At 57.7% G+C, this 15,635-nt stretch carries 16 protein-coding genes, 3 tRNA genes and 1 rRNA gene; 7 read left to right on the top strand and 13 right to left on the bottom strand.

The features are described from left to right. Positions 1-199: 199 nt before the first annotated feature. The 7 genes from AC13CN_RS03440 to AC13CN_RS03410 all read right to left on the bottom strand — a co-directional run bounded on the left by AC13CN_RS03440 (position 200) and on the right by AC13CN_RS03410 (position 5,000). Positions 200-275: transfer RNA gene (locus AC13CN_RS03440), tRNA-Thr, on the bottom strand. A 72-nt stretch (positions 276-347) separates the two neighbouring features. After that, positions 348-422: transfer RNA gene (locus tag AC13CN_RS03435), tRNA-Gln, on the bottom strand. A 6-nt stretch (positions 423-428) separates the two neighbouring features. Continuing rightward, positions 429-504, bottom strand: a tRNA-Phe gene (locus AC13CN_RS03430). A gap of 152 nt (positions 505-656) precedes the next feature. Then, a complete protein-coding gene (locus AC13CN_RS03425) occupies positions 657-932 on the bottom strand; it encodes an oxidative damage protection protein (RefSeq protein ID WP_044630464.1) in 276 nt (91 codons plus the stop codon). Between the two features lie 51 nt (positions 933-983). Continuing rightward, the gene (gene mutY, locus AC13CN_RS03420; RefSeq protein WP_058577851.1) at positions 984-2,081 is read right to left on the bottom strand and encodes an A/G-specific adenine glycosylase; all 1,098 of its coding nucleotides are present in this window, start codon (positions 2,079-2,081) and stop codon (positions 984-986) included. Between the two features lie 103 nt (positions 2,082-2,184). Next, entirely contained in the window at positions 2,185-4,518 is a 2,334-nt protein-coding gene (locus AC13CN_RS03415; RefSeq protein ID WP_044630462.1) for an AsmA family protein, read from the bottom strand. Further along, positions 4,518-5,000 carry a GNAT family N-acetyltransferase gene (locus tag AC13CN_RS03410; RefSeq protein WP_044630461.1) on the bottom strand — a complete coding sequence of 161 codons (483 nt, stop codon included), beginning with the start codon at positions 4,998-5,000 and terminating at the stop codon, positions 4,518-4,520. Before AC13CN_RS03410 ends, AC13CN_RS03415 begins: the two co-directional genes overlap by 1 nt. A 173-nt stretch (positions 5,001-5,173) precedes the next feature. On the opposite strand from AC13CN_RS03410, the gene hisB reads away from it, so the two are divergent. From hisB to AC13CN_RS03385, 5 genes are all read left to right on the top strand, one after another. Then, positions 5,174-5,767 (top strand): imidazoleglycerol-phosphate dehydratase HisB, encoded by a 594-nt coding sequence (gene hisB, locus AC13CN_RS03405; protein ID WP_044630460.1) that lies wholly within the window; start codon positions 5,174-5,176, stop codon positions 5,765-5,767. 79 nt (positions 5,768-5,846) lie between these two features. After that, entirely contained in the window at positions 5,847-6,488 is a 642-nt protein-coding gene (hisH, locus tag AC13CN_RS03400) for an imidazole glycerol phosphate synthase subunit HisH (protein WP_044630459.1), read from the top strand. A gap of 11 nt (positions 6,489-6,499) precedes the next feature. Beyond that, complete coding sequence (hisA, locus tag AC13CN_RS03395; protein ID WP_044630458.1) at positions 6,500-7,246, top strand: 1-(5-phosphoribosyl)-5-[(5-phosphoribosylamino)methylideneamino]imidazole-4-carboxamide isomerase; 747 nt, start codon at positions 6,500-6,502, stop codon at positions 7,244-7,246. Next, positions 7,243-8,016: an imidazole glycerol phosphate synthase subunit HisF gene (hisF, locus tag AC13CN_RS03390; protein ID WP_044630457.1), complete on the top strand. Its 774-nt coding sequence runs from the start codon at positions 7,243-7,245 to the stop codon at positions 8,014-8,016. The genes hisA and hisF overlap by 4 nt, the downstream gene beginning before the upstream one ends. A gap of 32 nt (positions 8,017-8,048) precedes the next feature. After that, positions 8,049-8,555, top strand: coding sequence for a hypothetical protein (locus tag AC13CN_RS03385; protein WP_052509970.1), 507 nt, complete (start codon positions 8,049-8,051; stop codon positions 8,553-8,555). Between the two features lie 4 nt (positions 8,556-8,559). Here AC13CN_RS03385 and AC13CN_RS03380 read toward each other — a convergent pair whose 3' ends face one another. After that, positions 8,560-9,162 carry a YjaG family protein gene (locus AC13CN_RS03380; RefSeq protein ID WP_044630456.1) on the bottom strand — a complete coding sequence of 201 codons (603 nt, stop codon included), beginning with the start codon at positions 9,160-9,162 and terminating at the stop codon, positions 8,560-8,562. 155 nt (positions 9,163-9,317) lie between these two features. On the opposite strand from AC13CN_RS03380, the gene AC13CN_RS03375 reads away from it, so the two are divergent. After that, the gene (locus tag AC13CN_RS03375) at positions 9,318-10,010 is read left to right on the top strand and encodes a type 1 glutamine amidotransferase (RefSeq protein WP_044630455.1); all 693 of its coding nucleotides are present in this window, start codon (positions 9,318-9,320) and stop codon (positions 10,008-10,010) included. A 19-nt stretch (positions 10,011-10,029) separates the two neighbouring features. On the opposite strand, the gene mnmH is transcribed toward AC13CN_RS03375, so the two are convergent. The 4 genes from mnmH to AC13CN_RS03355 all read right to left on the bottom strand — a co-directional run bounded on the left by mnmH (position 10,030) and on the right by AC13CN_RS03355 (position 14,108). After that, entirely contained in the window at positions 10,030-11,118 is a 1,089-nt protein-coding gene (mnmH, locus tag AC13CN_RS03370) for a tRNA 2-selenouridine(34) synthase MnmH (RefSeq protein ID WP_044630454.1), read from the bottom strand. Next, entirely contained in the window at positions 11,115-12,155 is a 1,041-nt protein-coding gene (selD, locus tag AC13CN_RS03365) for a selenide, water dikinase SelD (protein ID WP_044630453.1), read from the bottom strand. Before selD ends, mnmH begins: the two co-directional genes overlap by 4 nt. Before the next feature lie 31 nt (positions 12,156-12,186). After that, positions 12,187-13,557, bottom strand: a complete 1,371-nt coding sequence (radA, locus tag AC13CN_RS03360) for a DNA repair protein RadA (protein WP_044630452.1) — start codon at positions 13,555-13,557, stop codon at positions 12,187-12,189. 101 nt (positions 13,558-13,658) lie between these two features. Then, entirely contained in the window at positions 13,659-14,108 is a 450-nt protein-coding gene (locus tag AC13CN_RS03355; RefSeq protein WP_044630451.1) for a copper resistance protein NlpE N-terminal domain-containing protein, read from the bottom strand. A 192-nt stretch (positions 14,109-14,300) separates the two neighbouring features. Here AC13CN_RS03355 and hisC point away from each other — a divergent pair, with 192 nt between their 5' ends. Continuing rightward, positions 14,301-15,362: a histidinol-phosphate transaminase gene (gene hisC / locus AC13CN_RS03350; RefSeq protein ID WP_082051480.1), complete on the top strand. Its 1,062-nt coding sequence runs from the start codon at positions 14,301-14,303 to the stop codon at positions 15,360-15,362. A gap of 140 nt (positions 15,363-15,502) precedes the next feature. Here hisC and rrf read toward each other — a convergent pair. Further along, positions 15,503-15,618 (bottom strand): 5S ribosomal RNA (gene rrf / locus AC13CN_RS03345). Between the last annotated feature and the right edge of the window lie 17 nt (positions 15,619-15,635).

Below are 15,635 nucleotides of genomic sequence, written 5' to 3'. Positions count from 1 at the left end.
GTTAACTTCCTATGGCTTCCTTCAGACCCCACCGTTGGCCAGTGACGCCCTTGCCAGTCGGATTGTCTTCCCCTCAGTCGGGGTGACGCCATCTTCTTTCAGATGGCCGGGTTTGCCGGCTTCGCCGGGCAAACAAAAAAGGCCACCCGCTTGGGTGGCCTTTTGTATTCTCTAATGCTTTGCTTTTCAACCACTTAAGTGGTGCCGACACCAGGAGTCGAACCCGGGACCTACTGATTACAAGTCAGTTGCTCTACCAACTGAGCTATGTCGGCGCTTCGCATTTTCTTGAGAACTTGATTGGGTTGCCGTTAGACTAGCCAATCAACAAGAAATCTTGTTGGCAATGGCTGGGGTACCAGGATTCGAACCTGGGAATGCCGATACCAAAAACCGGTGCCTTACCACTTGGCGATACCCCAACGTTGTGGTGGCCAGAGACGGAATCGAACCGCCGACACGGGGATTTTCAATCCCCTGCTCTACCAACTGAGCTATCTGGCCCTTGCCAACGGTGCGTATTAAACCAAAAGCTCCTCTTTTCGTCAACACCTTTGTGAAACTTTCTTTCTAGTCACGTGCTTAGGGCACATCAGGCGTTGAACCAAAAGTGGCAAAGGCCACGCCATTCGTGGCTTTGCGCTGCGTTTCTAGGTTTATGCCTGGCTGGGCGGCACGTACCCTTCTGCTTGGTCGGTGGTTTCGTTATCTAGAAAGCGCTGCATCTGATCCATTAGATAGGTGCGTGCTTCTGGCTCCAGCATGTTGAGGTGCTTCTCATTGATCAGGCGGGTTTGCAGCGCCTGCCACTCTTCCCACGCTTTTTTAGATACCGTGGCCTGAATCTCTTGGCCCTGCTTACCCGGCAGTGGCGGGAACGGCAGCGCGGGTAGCTCTTGTTGATACTTGCGGCAGAATACCGTGTTGCTCATGGCGTGCTCCTATTGAGTACGTTGTGTGTAGGTGGCTGTCAGCCTGTGATGTTAGTAAGAAGGCCCTGGGGTTGGGTCTAGGGTAAATGGTGCCAACTGGCTTAACAGCGATTTAACCGGTGCCGCTAAGCCTAACGCAGGCGGATGATTAACGTCATACCATACGCCGCTTTCGCGAACGCCGCTGATTCGTTTGCAGGTAACAGGCTGCGGCGTAATCATCAGCTTAAAATGGCTGAAGGTGTGGGTGAAGCTGGGCAGCGCAGCGTGGCGCTCGGGGGCTTTGGTGTTGTCTTCCAGCCAGTCGTTGAGTTCGCTGTGGCGCTCAAACTGCGGCAGGCTCCATAAACCGCCCCATAGGCCGCTAGGTGGCCGCTGCTCTAGCCATACGCGCCCTTGTGGGTCGCGTAGCATCAACATAATGGTTTCGCGGGTGGGGGTGGCTTTTTTGGGCTTAGATTCTGGGTAGCGCTGCGGCTCGCCTTGGGCGTAGGCGCGGCATACGTCATTAAATGGACAAATCAAACAGTCGGGTTTGCTGCGCTTACACAGTGTCGCGCCAAAATCCATCACGGCTTGGGTGTAATCCGCCAGCCGTGTGGTGGGCGTAAAGTATTCGGCCAGCGCCCACAGCGAGCGTTCTACTGCTGGCTTGCCCGGCCAGCCCGCTACCGCGTGTAGACGGGTGAGCGAGCGCTTTACATTGCCATCCAGAATAGCGGCCTGCCGGCCGGTGCTTTGGGAGATAATCGCGCCAGCGGTAGAGCGGCCAATACCAGGTAGCGCCATCAGCGTTTCTACGCTCTCGGTGGGTAGCTCGCCACCGTGCTCTTCCATGGCGACCTGGGCCGCTTTGTGCAGGTTGCGGGCACGGGCGTAATAGCCCAGGCCCGTCCAGTGGTGCAATACGTCATCTTGCGGCGCGGTGGCCAGGGCTTCCAGCGTGGGGAAGCGGGACATAAAGCGCTCAAAGTAGGGAATCACTGTAGTCACTTGGGTTTGCTGCAGCATAATTTCAGACACCCAAACCCGGTAGGCGCTGCGCGGCGACTGCCAAGGCAGGTCGTGGCGGCCATGCTTGTTAAACCAAGTGAGCAGCCGGTGTTGAAACTCTTCCGCCGGTAGGCACGGCGTGGGCATATCGGCCATCGTTATTCCTTAAAACACTCGCTATGAACGACAGCGCCGGCGGTAAGGCCGGCGCGTGCGGTGCGTGATGCATTAACGCGGCTAGGCGTTAAGCAGTCTTTGGTTAGTTAAACAGGCGACGAATACCGTCACGCAGCTCTTGGCCTGCGCCTTCGCCTAAGCGCTCATCAATGCGGTCGATGGATTCACCAATCCGCTCTTCTAGCTCTTCTTCTACCCGGCTCCCGGCTTCGTTACGCAGCAGATCAACCACCGATGCTTCGAAGGCGGTGCGGTCGAAGCGGCACCACTGGGCTTTATCGTCACCTACATGGCCTTCACAGCTTACCGGCAGCGACAGCTGCTGAAGCCGTGGGTTGACTTGGCAGGCGGCGTCAGCGGTATCCACTAGCCGTGCGTTCGCTTGAGTCGTGAAGTTGAGGCTATTGAGGTTGAAGTCGCCCTCCCCTTGCACGTTGATACCCGGTAGCGTAATCAGCAAGTCGTCACTTTCAACCACGCCGTTGCGCACCTGGAAGGTGGCTTCAAAACGCTCAAAGCGGGTGTCCGGGTGCCATTCTCGCTCCACCTGCTGGCCTTCTAGCTGAGCAACCAGCTCGCACATCTCTCGGGAGATGTTGGTGCGTAGAATCGCGCCATCGTTGAGCCGCGCGGTTAATTCGCCGTTGAGGTTGCTGGTGAGCACATCGCGGCGGTTGCCTTGGGTAGTCAGCGCGCCGTCTAGATTGAAGCGTCCGCGCAGCGGGGCCTCTTCTTCGCTGAAGGTTTCGATTAACGGTGCTACCTGCACATTGCTAATGCTGGGCGAGAGCTGCCACTCCAGTACATCACCAGTGGCATCCAGCTGGCCGGTGGCGCTCAATTCCCCTTCGTAGAAACGGGACTCAAAGGCAGTGAGGCGGTGGTTGCCGTTTTCACCGCGCAGCGCCAGCTGAGTATCGTCAAAAGTCAGCCCAGCCAGTAGCAGTTGGTCGACGCTCAAATCGCCCTGAAGGGTGAGCGTACTTAACCATGCCTGGGGCAGCAGCGTTCCGCTGGTTTGAGCAAAGGCTTTACGCAGCAGGCCACGGCTGGCTTGCTGCGCGGTTTCGGGGCCAGGCAGGTAGTGATCCAGATTGAGCGTATCGCCTTCTAGGTTGAAGGAGAGCTGGGTACCATCCAGCGCGGCGGCAATATCGCCGGTAAAGGTGCTGTCATCTACCACCAGCGAGAGGCGCGGCAGGGAGATACGCTTCAAGCTGCCTTCGATGGGGCTGGTGAGCGCGACATCGCTAAGTGCGGCTTCGCTGGCAGTATTGAGCTTCACACCCGTGCGGGAAATCCAAGGCCGCAGCGTAAACGGCGCGGCGGTCAGTTGCCCGCTGTACTGCGGCGCGTCCAGCAGTTGCTCGACATTCAAGTGGCCGCTTACACGCAGGCCGTCCGGCCCGGTGAGCTGAACCTCTTTAAGCTGCGCGGTTTGGGCGGCAAAATCGGTTTCCAGGCCAAATGCTAGGGCAACGGCAAGACTGCCTTGCCAGTTTTCTGGGTGGCGCAGCCCAGCTTCCAGCACGCCTTCGGTAACGCTTAGTTGTTGCTCAGCTAAACGGGCAACAATTTCAGCCGCTTTTAAGCTGAGCTGCTGCGGTTCGCTCGCTTCTCCCTGACGGGTATGCGTGGTTAGCTGGGTGTTTTCAAAGATGATCTGTTCATCTTCTAGGCCAAGCCGCAGGCGTGTTTCAAGATTTACCTCGCTGGTCATGTTTGGCGCGCGCTCAAGCTCTTCGGCATCCAGCCGGTCATGCTTAGTAAGCGTGAACATGGCTTTTAGCGGGAAGGAGCGTACCGGATTCACATTGGTGCCTGAAATATTCAGCGGCTGAACCCGCCAGAGCGCTTGATTCTGCTCATCGCGGTAACGAATATCAGCATTTTTTACTTCGACGCTGGCGATGCTTAATACCACCGAGAGGCTGCCTGCATCGGCATTGGGGCCAGCACTTGCCGGAGCTAGCACGGTTTCAGCGGATTCGTTGTTGTGCTCAGAGAGTCGCTCCAACAGCGGCTGCCAGTTGCCCTCGCCTTCAGCGTTCTTCTCCAAATTGAGGCGCATGCCATCCAGCGTCAGGCCATCCACGGCAATCTCTCCGCGCAGCAGCGGAGCAAAGGCAACGCTCACTTCAGCACGGTTAATGGCGGCGAAGGCGGTTTCATCTTGTGCTTGATCAGGCAGCCAGGCGCGCGCCTGCTCAACGCTGACACCAATACGAGGGTAAAACGACCAGGTAATCGGGCCTTCCAGAGCTAAGTTCAGGCCGGTTTGCTCCTCGACCACAGCGGTTAAGCGTGGTTTGAAGTCTTCTGGGTCTAAAAAGGTGGTGACGTACACCACGGCGGCCACTGCCACAATGGCTAAAATGCCTATGGCGGCCAGCAAAATACGTAATAGCTGTTTCATTACCCTTTTCCTTGTGGGTCTAGCTCAACAAAATCACTGGTCGCCGGCAGGTCCGGGGCAGAAGACGAGGTCTCGGCAACGGGTCGAAAGCCTAATTTCGATAGCAGTACTCGGTCTGCCAGCGGCAGAGTGGTGGTAGCAATACGCAGTACGCGGCCATCTTGCTTGGCTTGCTCGCCCACTAGCGCCATCAGCCGTGAGCCGACACCGCGACGACGCGTAGTTTTACGCACGCATAGCTCAGACAGCCACCAGGCGCGGTCGTCGGCTTCTTGCACCGCCACCGCGCCTAACAGGCGGTCATTGAAGTGGGCACAGGCAAAAAATTGCTGTTCCTTTAAATGCTGTTCGATAAATGGCAAAACCGTGGGAGTGGGCATGCGCTCTTGGGGCGCGTCTTCATATATGCGCACTAAGTCGATGCGCACCTGCTCTTCTGCTTCCCAACGGGCCTGGTCGACATATTGCAGTGTCACCGGCATGGTGAAATCCTCGTTGCCAACGCAGCTAGGCTGCTATGTTAGCGCCGCAAACAGCGGCGACATTCCCCGCATTGTAGCGGATGGGGGCGCCGATTCTCTATAATGGTTGTTTTGGCCGCAGTTGCTGCCCGCCGATTATTCCTCAGAGTGCGCCCCGGCGCAGGAGATGCAACATGTCAGCGCGTATTGCCACGGTAAGCCGTGACACCAACGAAACGCAGATTACGGTCAGCGTCAACCTTGACGGCGAAGGCCGCTTGAACTGTGAAACTGGCGTTCCGTTTCTAGACCACATGCTGGATCAAGTGGCTCGGCATGGGATGGTAGATCTCGATATTCATGCCAAAGGCGACCTGCATATCGACGACCACCACACCGTTGAAGATTTGGGCATCACCCTGGGCCAGGCATTCAACGAGGCCATTGGCGATAAGCGCGGCATCTACCGCTACGGCCACGCTTATGTGCCGCTGGATGAGGCGCTCTCTCGGGTAGTGATTGATTTCTCCGGCCGCCCCGGCCTTTATATGAATGTCGAGTTCACCCGCGATACCATTGGCAGTATGGATACGCAGCTGTTCTGGGAATTTTTCCAAGGCTTTGTGAACCATGCTCGAGTGACGCTGCATATCGACAACGTAAAAGGCTTTAATGCTCACCATCAGGCCGAAACCATTTTCAAAGCCTTTGGCCGCGCACTGCGTATGGCCGTTGCGGAAGACCCGCGCATGGCTGGGCAAATGCCCTCTACCAAAGGCAGCTTATAATGCCGATCGTTGCGGTTAGCGGCGTAACGGCACGCCTCTCGCCTACGAATCTATCGCCCACGACCTTAAGGAGCGCTTCATGACCATTGCGGTAATCGATTATGGAATGGGCAACCTACACTCCGTGGCTAAAGCGCTTGAGCACGTCACCCATGAGAATGTGATCATCACCCGCGACCCACGGCGTATTCTGGGCGCTACCCGTCTAGTGCTGCCGGGCCAAGGGGCGATTCGTGACTGCGTTGGCGAACTCGAACGCACCGAACTGCGCGGCCTAGTGGATGACGTGTTAACCCGCCAAGCCAAACCGCTGCTGGGCATTTGCGTGGGCCAGCAGATGCTGATGGAGCGCAGCGAAGAGAATGGCGGCGTGGACTGTTTGGGGTTTTTCCAAGGCAGCGTAGACCGCTTCCCGGCCAATATGCGCGACGCGCAAGAGCAGCGCTTGAAAGTACCGCACATGGGTTGGAACCTGGTGAATCAACACCACGACCACCCGCTCTGGGCAGGCATCGATAATCATGAGCACTTCTATTTCGTGCACAGCTATTACGTCAATGCCGCCGACGATGCCCAGGTATTCGGCACCACCCAGTACGGCAGTGTGAGCGCTCACGTGGCGATTGGCCGCGATGCCACCTTTGCCGTGCAGTTCCACCCGGAAAAAAGCTCCCGTGCGGGCCTGCGCCTGCTGGAAAATTTTGTCACCTGGACGCCCTGAGAGGTTTCACTATGTTGGTAATTCCCGCGATCGATCTCAAAGACGGCCAGTGTGTGCGCTTAAAGCAGGGCCGCATGGACGATGCGACCTCCTACGGCGACGACCCGGTGGCCATGGCCGCGCGCTGGGTAGAAGCAGGCGCGCGCCGTTTGCACCTAGTGGATTTGAACGGTGCCTTTGAAGGCAAGCCGGTGAACGGTGAGGCGGTCACCGCCATTGCCCGCGCTTACCCGAACCTGCCGATTCAAATTGGCGGTGGCATCCGCTCGGCAGAGACGATTGAACACTACCTCAGCGCCGGTGTTTCTTACGTGATCATCGGTACCAAAGCGGTCAAAGAGCCTGAGTTTGTGGGTGAAATGTGCCGCGCCTTCCCTGGCCACATTATTGTTGGCCTGGATGCCAAAGATGGCTATGTGGCCACCGATGGCTGGGCAGAAGTCTCCACCGTCAAAGCTACCGAGCTTGCCAAGCGCTTCGCTAACGACGGTGTTTCCAGCATTGTGTACACCGATATTGCCCGCGACGGCATGATGCAGGGTGTCAATGTGGAAGCCACCGCCGCACTGGCCCGCGAAGGCGGCCTACCGGTGATCGCCTCCGGCGGCGTAACCAATCTGGACGATATTCGTGCCCTGTGCGATGTCGCCGATAGCGGCATTTTGGGCGCAATTACCGGACGGGCGATTTACGAAGGCAGCCTGGATGTCGCTGAAGCCCAGCGCTTAAGCGATCAGTTGAGTGGAGGTAGCGAATGAGCTTAGCCAAACGCATTATCCCCTGCCTGGATGTGGATGCCGGGCGCGTGGTGAAAGGCGTTAACTTTGTGGGTATTCGTGACGCGGGCGACCCGGTGGAGATCGCTCAGCGCTATAACCAGCAGGGTGCCGATGAAATCACCTTTCTTGATATCACCGCGAGCCACGAAGACCGCGCCACCACGGTGGATATGGTCGAGCGTATTGCGGGTGAGGTGTTTATTCCCTTAACCGTGGGAGGCGGCATTCGTACCTGCGACGATATCCGCACCATGCTGAACGCTGGGGCCGATAAGGTCTCAATCAATACCGCGGCGGTGACGAACCCCGAATTTGTGCGTGAAGCCGCCGAGCGTTTTGGCAGCCAGTGCATTGTGGTGGCGATTGACGCTAAAAAAGTGTCTAAGGAAGGCGAGCCTGACCGCTGGGAGATTTTCACCCACGGCGGCCGTCGCCCCACCGGCCTGGATGCGGTGGAGTGGGCCAAGGAAATGGTCGAGTTTGGCGCAGGCGAGCTGCTGCTGACCAGCATGGACCGCGACGGCACGAAGATTGGCTTTGACCTAGGCGTCACCCATGCCATTTCTGAAGCGGTGAGCGTGCCGGTAATTGCTTCCGGCGGCGTCGGCAATTTAGATCACTTGGTGGATGGCGTGCTTAAAGGCGGTGCCGATGCGGTGCTGGCGGCGAGTATCTTCCACTTTGGCGAGTACACCATTCCAGAAGCAAAACGCTATATGGCCGAGCGCGGCATTGAAATGCGCTTGTAACTCACACTTATCCCTTCACTGAGGGGCTTTTAATGCGTCGCTACGTTCCATGGATTGGAGGGATAGCAGGGATTTGGCTGAGCGCGTCTGCCTCAGCCTTCTCTTTGCCGGATTGGCCTCCTACCCTTGCGCTTGACCACACGCTGGTACAAACCAGCTTACTCACCCGCCATTTTGACCCAGACCCTGAGCATACTAATCAGCAGAACTTACTGAGTATTGAGCTGCATAACCCTGACCGCTGGTTGGCGGGGGCTGCTTGGTTCAAAAACTCCTTTGATCAGCCTACGTGGTATTTTTACGCTGGCCGGGAGTTTCCGCTATGGCAGTTCGCCGATGAGATAAACGTACGTGCCAAACTGACCGGCGGTCTGCTGCGCGGTTATCAAGATGAGTACCGGGATAAGATCCCCCTCAACCATTTAGAGGTGGCCCCCGCGCTGCTACCTAGCATTGGCGTGCAGTGGGGGCGTGTGGAGTCTGATCTGATTATCTTCGGTACGGCAGGCATGATGGTGACAGCAGGCGTGCGTTTTTAACGTCCTAGCCGTCGTTATCGTCCAAGGTAAGCCCTAAGTTACTAATGCCGTTATTACGCCCAAGCGTGCGGATCTCTTTTAAAGAGGCTTTGTTGATCGGTTCGCTGACCGCTTCTAGCACCGCGTCTTGGAAGTCGTTTTCGTCTTCCATCAGCGGATGGTCGCGAATGAGCAGCGCCAATGCTTGAGCGTCCACTTCCCCTTCGGTGAGTTCGATAAACGCCCGCACACCAGCCCGCGAGGTGCGGCTGACATCCAGCACGGCTTCGGGGGATTCGCCTTGCAGCGTATCGAGTAACGCAGAGATTGACACGACCGCATCCAGCGCCCGACGTGCGCCGAAGCTCTCATCGCCCTCCGGCGGCTCGCATTCGGCCAGCTTTTCCGCTTGGCGGGCAAAGTCGATGCTGGCGTTGGGTACGCTAAGGCGCTCCCATACAAGATTCAGCACAGTGCGCAGGGTGTGCCCATCGCCATGGCCGCTGGTTTGCTCATAAAGGGCGTAGTTGGGTAACAGCCGCTCGCACAGCGCTGCCATAAATGCTTGCTGGGCGGGCAGCGGCAGCAGTTGAAGCCGCTGATAAAATCCTTGGGGTTTAGCCACCATGCTGATTTCCTGGGTCACTAGGTTTGTGAAACTGAGTCTATGAAACTGAGTCTGTGAAACTGTGTTGGTGAAATGAACGCGATGCGTTATCGTCGCACCCACGCGGCGGGCGACCCCCGCGGCGTTTGATGTGCTCGGCCGGCGAGGAGATTACCATGCATATTCATCTGCTACAGCACGGCCCTGACCATGGCCCCGCCCGTCTGACCGACTGGCTTGAGAGTATGGGCCATAGTTACACCGTTTTTCACCTCTACGCGGGCGAACTCACGCCTCGCCCTGGGGAGTGCGATGCGCTCATCGTGCTAGATGGCCCCGAAGCCCTGTTGAGCGAACCGCCCGCTTGGCATAAAGCGGAGCGCAAACTGATCAATCGCTACTTGGACGGCCAAAAACCTATTCTGGGCATTGGTCTAGGGGCGCTATGGATCGCGGAAGCGCTTGAGGCGGTCGTCGCCCCTGGCACCTACCCCGAAACCGGCTGGCATACCGTCACTCTAGCCTCGGAAAGCACCTTCGACCTACCCGAGCAGTTTGAGGCCTTTATGTGGCACCGCCTGGTGTTTAGCCTACCCGATGGCGCGCTACCATTAGGCGGCAGTGCCGCCTCCCCGCTGCAAGGGTTTAGCTGGGACGCAGGCCGCGTGGCGGGCCTGCTATGCCACTTTGAAACGACCCAGGCCAGCGTAGCACCGCTGCTGAACGCCAACGAGCGGCCCACGGCGAAAAGCCCTTCCAGCGGGCACTTTGTGCAAACCGATGAGCAGATACTGGAAGACCCCACGCGCTTTCAGCGCTTGGCACCGCTGTTAGATCGCGTCATGACCCAGTGGCTGAAACGCGCTTAACCCCCACCACCTGCCGCCGCTAAGCACTCCACTGTTTGGCAGCGGCGAGACAGCTCTCCCAATCGCCTATATGAAGTTCTGTGGGCCGGTTTCCCTGCTGTTTCTCCAAGTGGTAACGGTAGAGCGGGTCGTAATATTCGGTCAGCAGCGGGGCAAGCCACGCCTCATGGGCTTGGATATCCCCGGCGGCATGGGCACGGAAAGCCATGGCCTGCATACGTTGCAAACGCTGTAGCCGGGCATTGCCCAGGCGTTTTGCCAGCCGCTCTAACGCGCTCGCCAGTTGACGCTGCATGCGCTGCCACCCTTCCTCTGGGCCAAAGCGAGCGGCGTAACCCTGCTCTAGCGCTTCGATATAGTCGCGGCGTAGCTGATCTAGCCGCCAATCTAGCGGCATTTCGATACGAATACGCGGCGCTTGCTGTAGGGCATGCCAAAAATCGAGCGGGAGATTGGCATTGCCAATCTGTCGGGACTCATCTTCCAACACAAGCTTACCCGGCTGCCCAATCAAACGCTGGCCCAGCGCGTGCTCAAAATCGATTTGGGTGGTGGGTTCGTCGGGCTGCCGCCCAAAAGCAGAACCTTTATGATTGGCGCAGGCTTCCAAATCAATGCCGTTGGGCAGTTGGTTAATCAGCTTCGTCTTAGCGCAGCCGGTGAGCCCTGCCACCACCAGCATAGGCTGCTGCGCGGCTTCGTCAATCCGTTGGCAGAGCTGCTGGCGTAGCGCTTTCCAGCCGCCTTCAATGCGTGGGCGATGAAGCCCTGCATCGACAAGCCACTGCTGGGCAATTTGCGAGCGCAGACCGCCGCGAAAGCAGTAGATACTCGCATCCGGGTGCTGGGCTAAGTAGGCCTGCCAAGCGGCGACACGCGCTTGCTTTATTTCACCGCTGACCAGCCGCTCACCCAGCGCGATGGCGGCTTGCTGGCCCTGCTGCTTGTAGGCAATGCCTACCTGGTGGCGCTCTTCATCCACCATCAGCGGTAGGTTGACCGCCCCCGGCAGGCTGCCTTGGGCAAACTCTACCGGGGCGCGTACATCAATCAGCGGCGTGTTTGACGCAATCACCTTAAGGGACGCAGGCGTGGTCGGCAGGGTCATCCAATAACCTCGATTTTAGCGTCTCCCTGGGGTGCTTTTAGGGTACCGAACGGCTCCAACGTTAGGCCGTACTCACGACCAATACGCTCAACGTCATCTTCCCATGCGGGGTCTACGCTAATCAGCAGCCCGCCAGAAGTTTGCGGGTCGCAGAGCCACTGCCAGTGGGCTTCATCCATGACGGGCAGCGCGCTACCCAGGGCGTCGCGATTGCGTACGGTGCCGCCGGGCACGGCACCTTGGCGGCGATAGCCTTCCGCTTCAGCTAACCGGGGCAGACGGCGGAAATCAATCTGCGCCATCACACCGCTGGCACTGCACATTTCGGTGAGATGCCCTGCCAAACCAAAGCCGGTAACATCCGTCATGGCGTTGACGCCCTTCACTTTGGAGAGCGCGATACCAATGGTGTTGGGTTTGAGCATGGTTTCACGGGCTAGGCCATGATGCCCGGCTTCTAGCAAGCCGCGCTTTTCCGCTGTGGTTAATAGCCCGACGCCCAACGGTTTAGTGAGAAACAGCAGGTCGCCGGGCTTAGCTTGGCTGTTGAGTTTTAAGTGCTCAAGATCGACCAGCCCGTTCACTGCTAAACCAAACATCGGCTCAGGGGCATCAATGGAGTGACCGCCGGCCAGGGCAATGCCCAGTTCACGGCAAACGGCCTGGGCACCCGCCACCACATCACCGGCGATTTCTGGGCCAAGTTTATCCAGCGGCCAGCCTAAAATGCCCAGTGCCATGACCGGTGTGCCACCCATGGCGTACACATCGCTAATGGCGTTGGTCGCGGCAATACGGCCAAAATCAAAAGGGTCATCGACAATAGGCATGAAAAAGTCGGTGGTGGCAATCATGCTGCGACCGTCGCCGAGATCGTATACGGCGGCGTCTTCACGCCCCTGGTTGCCCACGATCAGCCGCTGATGCCCGGCTGCCGGTCCGGCCTTGGCGAGAATGCCATCGAGTACGTCCGGGGCGATTTTGCAGCCGCAGCCCGCTCCGTGGCTATATTGGGTTAATCGAATCGAACTCATCATCCCTCTCCTTTTTAGATAAGCATAGCCGAAGTTACAGCGCTTCTAGCGCATCGCTCAATTTATCCACGGGGATCACTTCCATGCCTTTGGGTGCCTGCTTAGGGGCGTTGGCACGCGGTACGATAGCGCGAAGAAAACCGTGTTTGGCCGCTTCTGCAATACGCTCCTGCCCACTGGGTACCGGGCGTATCTCACCGGACAAACCCACTTCGCCAAACACGACCAGCTCTTTCGGTAAAGCGCGGTTTTGCAGACTCGACACGACCGCCAAGAGCACGGCGAGGTCGGCGCTGGTTTCCAGCACTTTGACACCGCCCACCACGTTAAGAAATACATCCTGATCGCCGGTAAACAGTCCGCCGTGACGGTTAAGAACGGCTAATAGCATGGCGAGGCGGTTTTGATCGACCCCCACAGCCACACGGCGGGGATTGCCCAGCGCTGACTCATCCACTAACGCCTGTACTTCTACCAGTATGGGTCGCGTACCTTCCCACACCACCATGACGAGACTGCCCGGCGCTTGCTCCTCTTGACGCGAAAGAAATATCGCGCTGGGGTTTTTCACCTCTTTCAGCCCCTGCTCCAGCATGGCGAATACGCCCAACTCATTGACCGCGCCAAAGCGGTTCTTCTGCCCACGCAGCGTCCGAAAGCGGGAGTCGGCACCGCCTTCCAGCAGCAGCGAGGCGTCAATCATATGCTCTAGCACTTTGGGACCCGCAAGGGTGCCATCCTTGGTGACGTGGCCCACCAGCAGCAGCACGGTATTAGTCTGCTTGGCAAAGCGGGTAAGCGCGGCAGCGGATTCGCGTACCTGGGCAACGCCGCCAGGGGCAGAACTGATATCTTCCAAGTGCATGGTCTGAATGGAGTCGATGACCAATATTTCCGGCTTCTCCCGCTCGGCCACCGCTAGAATGGTCTCTACGCTGGTTTCCGCTAGCATCTTCAGCCCGTTAGTGGGTAGCTGCAGGCGGTGGGCGCGCATAGCCACCTGGGAAAGCGACTCCTCCCCCGTGACGTAGAGAATACGCCGCTGCTGGGCAAGCTTACAGGCAGTTTGTAGCAGCAGCGTCGATTTACCAGCCCCTGGGTTGCCACCCAACAAAACGGCGGAGCCCGGCACCAAGCCGCCGCCTAGCACGCGGTCAAACTCTGCAAAGGTGGAGCTCAGCCTTGGCACCTCGCTTAAATCGACATTACTGAGGTCGACTACATCTCGTGATAGATCGCCTGCGTACCCGGCGCGCCCGGTAGTGGTGCCGCTACCGGGGCGAGCGCTTGCCAGCTTGACCTCCGTTAGCGTGTTCCACTCTTGGCAGCTCGTACACTGGCCCTGCCATTTACGGTACTCTGCACCGCATTCGGTGCAGACAAAGGCACTTTTCGCTTTTGCCACTGCCTGTTTGCTCCTTCTCTTGCGTCACGTACTAAAGGCTAGAAGAGTGCTCAGAAATGCAAAAGGCGGCCAGTGGCCGCCTTCGAGCGTCGCGTAAGGTCTTACTGACGCTGTAGCTGCAGCATCTCGCCATTTTCGAAACGGCGGCGCTCAGGGTCGATCAGCTCCAAGGTACGCTCATCGATACGCTGGAAGTAGTAGATTTGGCCGTCGCCGTTCGGCGTCAGCTCGTAGACCGTCGCATCGGGGTCAGAGGGCGTACCGGTCAACACTTCCCAGTTACCGGCATAGTTCTCGTCCGGCGGTGTCTGGGGGTGATTACGGTAAGTCGCATCCAGCGTGAACGTCCGCTCTTCCGGGGCGCTCATCTCTTCTCCCACCAACGTTACATCCAGGTCAATGCCGTCACAGTTACGGCAAGGCAGAGTGCCTTGGTAGTTAGCCTGTGATGCGGTCATGCCTGCATCTTCGCGCTGATCCGTTGGGCCAGCTGCGCAGCCCGCCAACAGTGCCAACATAGCCGAACCGGCTAGCAAACTCCTGAATTGCATTGGGTGTCTCCTTATCGTGTTGGACATACATTTCTTTCGCGCGCTTATGACAGCATAACCGCTACAAGGTGCGACGCCCACCCCCTCTGACGTAGAAGTAAGTTCTCACCTAGCCTGCATGGGAATGCTTGCGCTCTAGCGGCCATCAGGCGACCATGGTGCCATTACCGCTAGGATAATCAGGTTACCCTTATGAGCCAATATTGGAGCCCAGCCGTTAGGGAGCTTACCCCTTACGTGCCAGGCGAGCAGCCCCGTGAACGCGTTATCAAACTCAATACAAACGAGAACCCGTACCCACCTGCCCCTGGTGTCAGCGAGGCACTACGCAACTATGCAGTTGATCATTTGCGTCTCTATCCTGATCCGACGTCCTTGGCCCTGCGTGAAACCTTGGCAGACACGTATGGTGTAAGCGTAGCAGAAACCTTTGTTGGCAATGGTTCTGACGAAGTGCTGGCGTTCGCGTTCCAGGCGTTCTTCTGCCATGGGGCACCGCTGGATGTACCGTCGATTACTTACAGCTTCTACCCGGTGTATGCCAACCTGTATGGCGTGGAACTGCGCAAGCATCCGCTTAACAATCAATGGGAAGTCGACCTGGATGCGCTTGCCAACGATTCCGAACGTAGCGGGGTGATTTTTGCCAACCCCAATGCGCCTACTGGCCACGCTCACTCCCTTGAGAGCATCGAAGCACTGCTGAAACGTGTGGCGGATCGCGTGGTGTTGATCGATGAAGCCTATGTCGATTTTGGCGCAGAGAGCACGGTGGCACTGGTCGAGCGTTATCCGAACCTGCTGGTCACCGGTACCTTTTCCAAGTCACGCAGTCTGGCGGGCTTACGTCTAGGCTACGCGATTGGCTCCCCTGAGCTAATCGAAGGCTTACAGCGGGTAAAAGATTCGTTTAACTCCTATCCGGTCGATAGCCTAGCCAGTGTGGTCGGTATTGAGGCACTGAAAGATACCCAGCACTTCAACGCCTGCCGGGACAACGTCATTACTACCCGTGAGCGAACCCGCCAACGGCTGGAAGGGCTGGGCTTTGAGGTACTGCCCTCAAAAGCCAATTTCCTGCTGGCTCAGCACCCTGACTTTGCCGGTGCGCAGCTATTTGCGGGCCTTCGGGAGCGAGGCATTTTGGTACGCCACTTCAATACCAATCTACTCAACAACTTCCTGCGTATCTCCATCGGCACCGACGATGAGATGGATAGCTTCATTGAAGCCCTAGAGTCACTCTCCGGTTAATGGATTATCCAGCTCTCTGAACGCTTAAATGCAAAAACCCAGCCATATGGCTGGGTTTTTATTTCACTTGATCTTTTCGGCAATTTTCTTCGGCGCAACAAAAAACCCAGCCTGGTAGCTGGGTTCTCTGCGGTATAAGTGCCTGACGATGACCTACTCTCGCATGGGGAGACCCCACACTACCATCGGCGCTAAGCGGTTTCACTGCTGAGTTCGGCATGGGATCAGGTGGTTCACGCTCGCTATGGTCGTCAGGCGTAACGGGTAATGCAT

The organism is Vreelandella sp. L-25, from assembly GCF_056857535.1.
The sequence above is the reverse complement of the archived record's forward strand: the minus strand, read 5'-3'. Positions and strand labels throughout refer to the sequence as shown.

Excerpts from the sequence above, each read along its gene's own strand:
- hisC (WP_082051480.1), top strand. The coding sequence starts at position 14,301 with ATGAGCCAATATTGGAGCCCAGCCGTTAGGGAGCTTACCCCTTACGTG.
- AC13CN_RS03425 (WP_044630464.1), bottom strand. The coding sequence starts at position 932 with ATGAGCAACACGGTATTCTGCCGCAAGTATCAACAAGAGCTACCCGCG.
- selD (WP_044630453.1), bottom strand. The coding sequence starts at position 12,155 with ATGATGAGTTCGATTCGATTAACCCAATATAGCCACGGAGCGGGCTGC.
- AC13CN_RS03355 (WP_044630451.1), bottom strand. The coding sequence starts at position 14,108 with ATGCAATTCAGGAGTTTGCTAGCCGGTTCGGCTATGTTGGCACTGTTG.
- AC13CN_RS03410 (WP_044630461.1), bottom strand. The coding sequence starts at position 5,000 with ATGCCGGTGACACTGCAATATGTCGACCAGGCCCGTTGGGAAGCAGAA.
- AC13CN_RS03375 (WP_044630455.1), top strand. The coding sequence starts at position 9,318 with ATGCATATTCATCTGCTACAGCACGGCCCTGACCATGGCCCCGCCCGT.
- AC13CN_RS03415 (WP_044630462.1), bottom strand. The coding sequence starts at position 4,518 with ATGAAACAGCTATTACGTATTTTGCTGGCCGCCATAGGCATTTTAGCC.
- AC13CN_RS03380 (WP_044630456.1), bottom strand. The coding sequence starts at position 9,162 with ATGGTGGCTAAACCCCAAGGATTTTATCAGCGGCTTCAACTGCTGCCG.
- AC13CN_RS03385 (WP_052509970.1), top strand. The coding sequence starts at position 8,049 with ATGCGTCGCTACGTTCCATGGATTGGAGGGATAGCAGGGATTTGGCTG.
- hisF (WP_044630457.1), top strand. The coding sequence starts at position 7,243 with ATGAGCTTAGCCAAACGCATTATCCCCTGCCTGGATGTGGATGCCGGG.
- hisH (WP_044630459.1), top strand. The coding sequence starts at position 5,847 with ATGACCATTGCGGTAATCGATTATGGAATGGGCAACCTACACTCCGTG.
- mnmH (WP_044630454.1), bottom strand. The coding sequence starts at position 11,118 with ATGACCCTGCCGACCACGCCTGCGTCCCTTAAGGTGATTGCGTCAAAC.
- mutY (WP_058577851.1), bottom strand. The coding sequence starts at position 2,081 with ATGGCCGATATGCCCACGCCGTGCCTACCGGCGGAAGAGTTTCAACAC.
- hisA (WP_044630458.1), top strand. The coding sequence starts at position 6,500 with ATGTTGGTAATTCCCGCGATCGATCTCAAAGACGGCCAGTGTGTGCGC.
- hisB (WP_044630460.1), top strand. The coding sequence starts at position 5,174 with ATGTCAGCGCGTATTGCCACGGTAAGCCGTGACACCAACGAAACGCAG.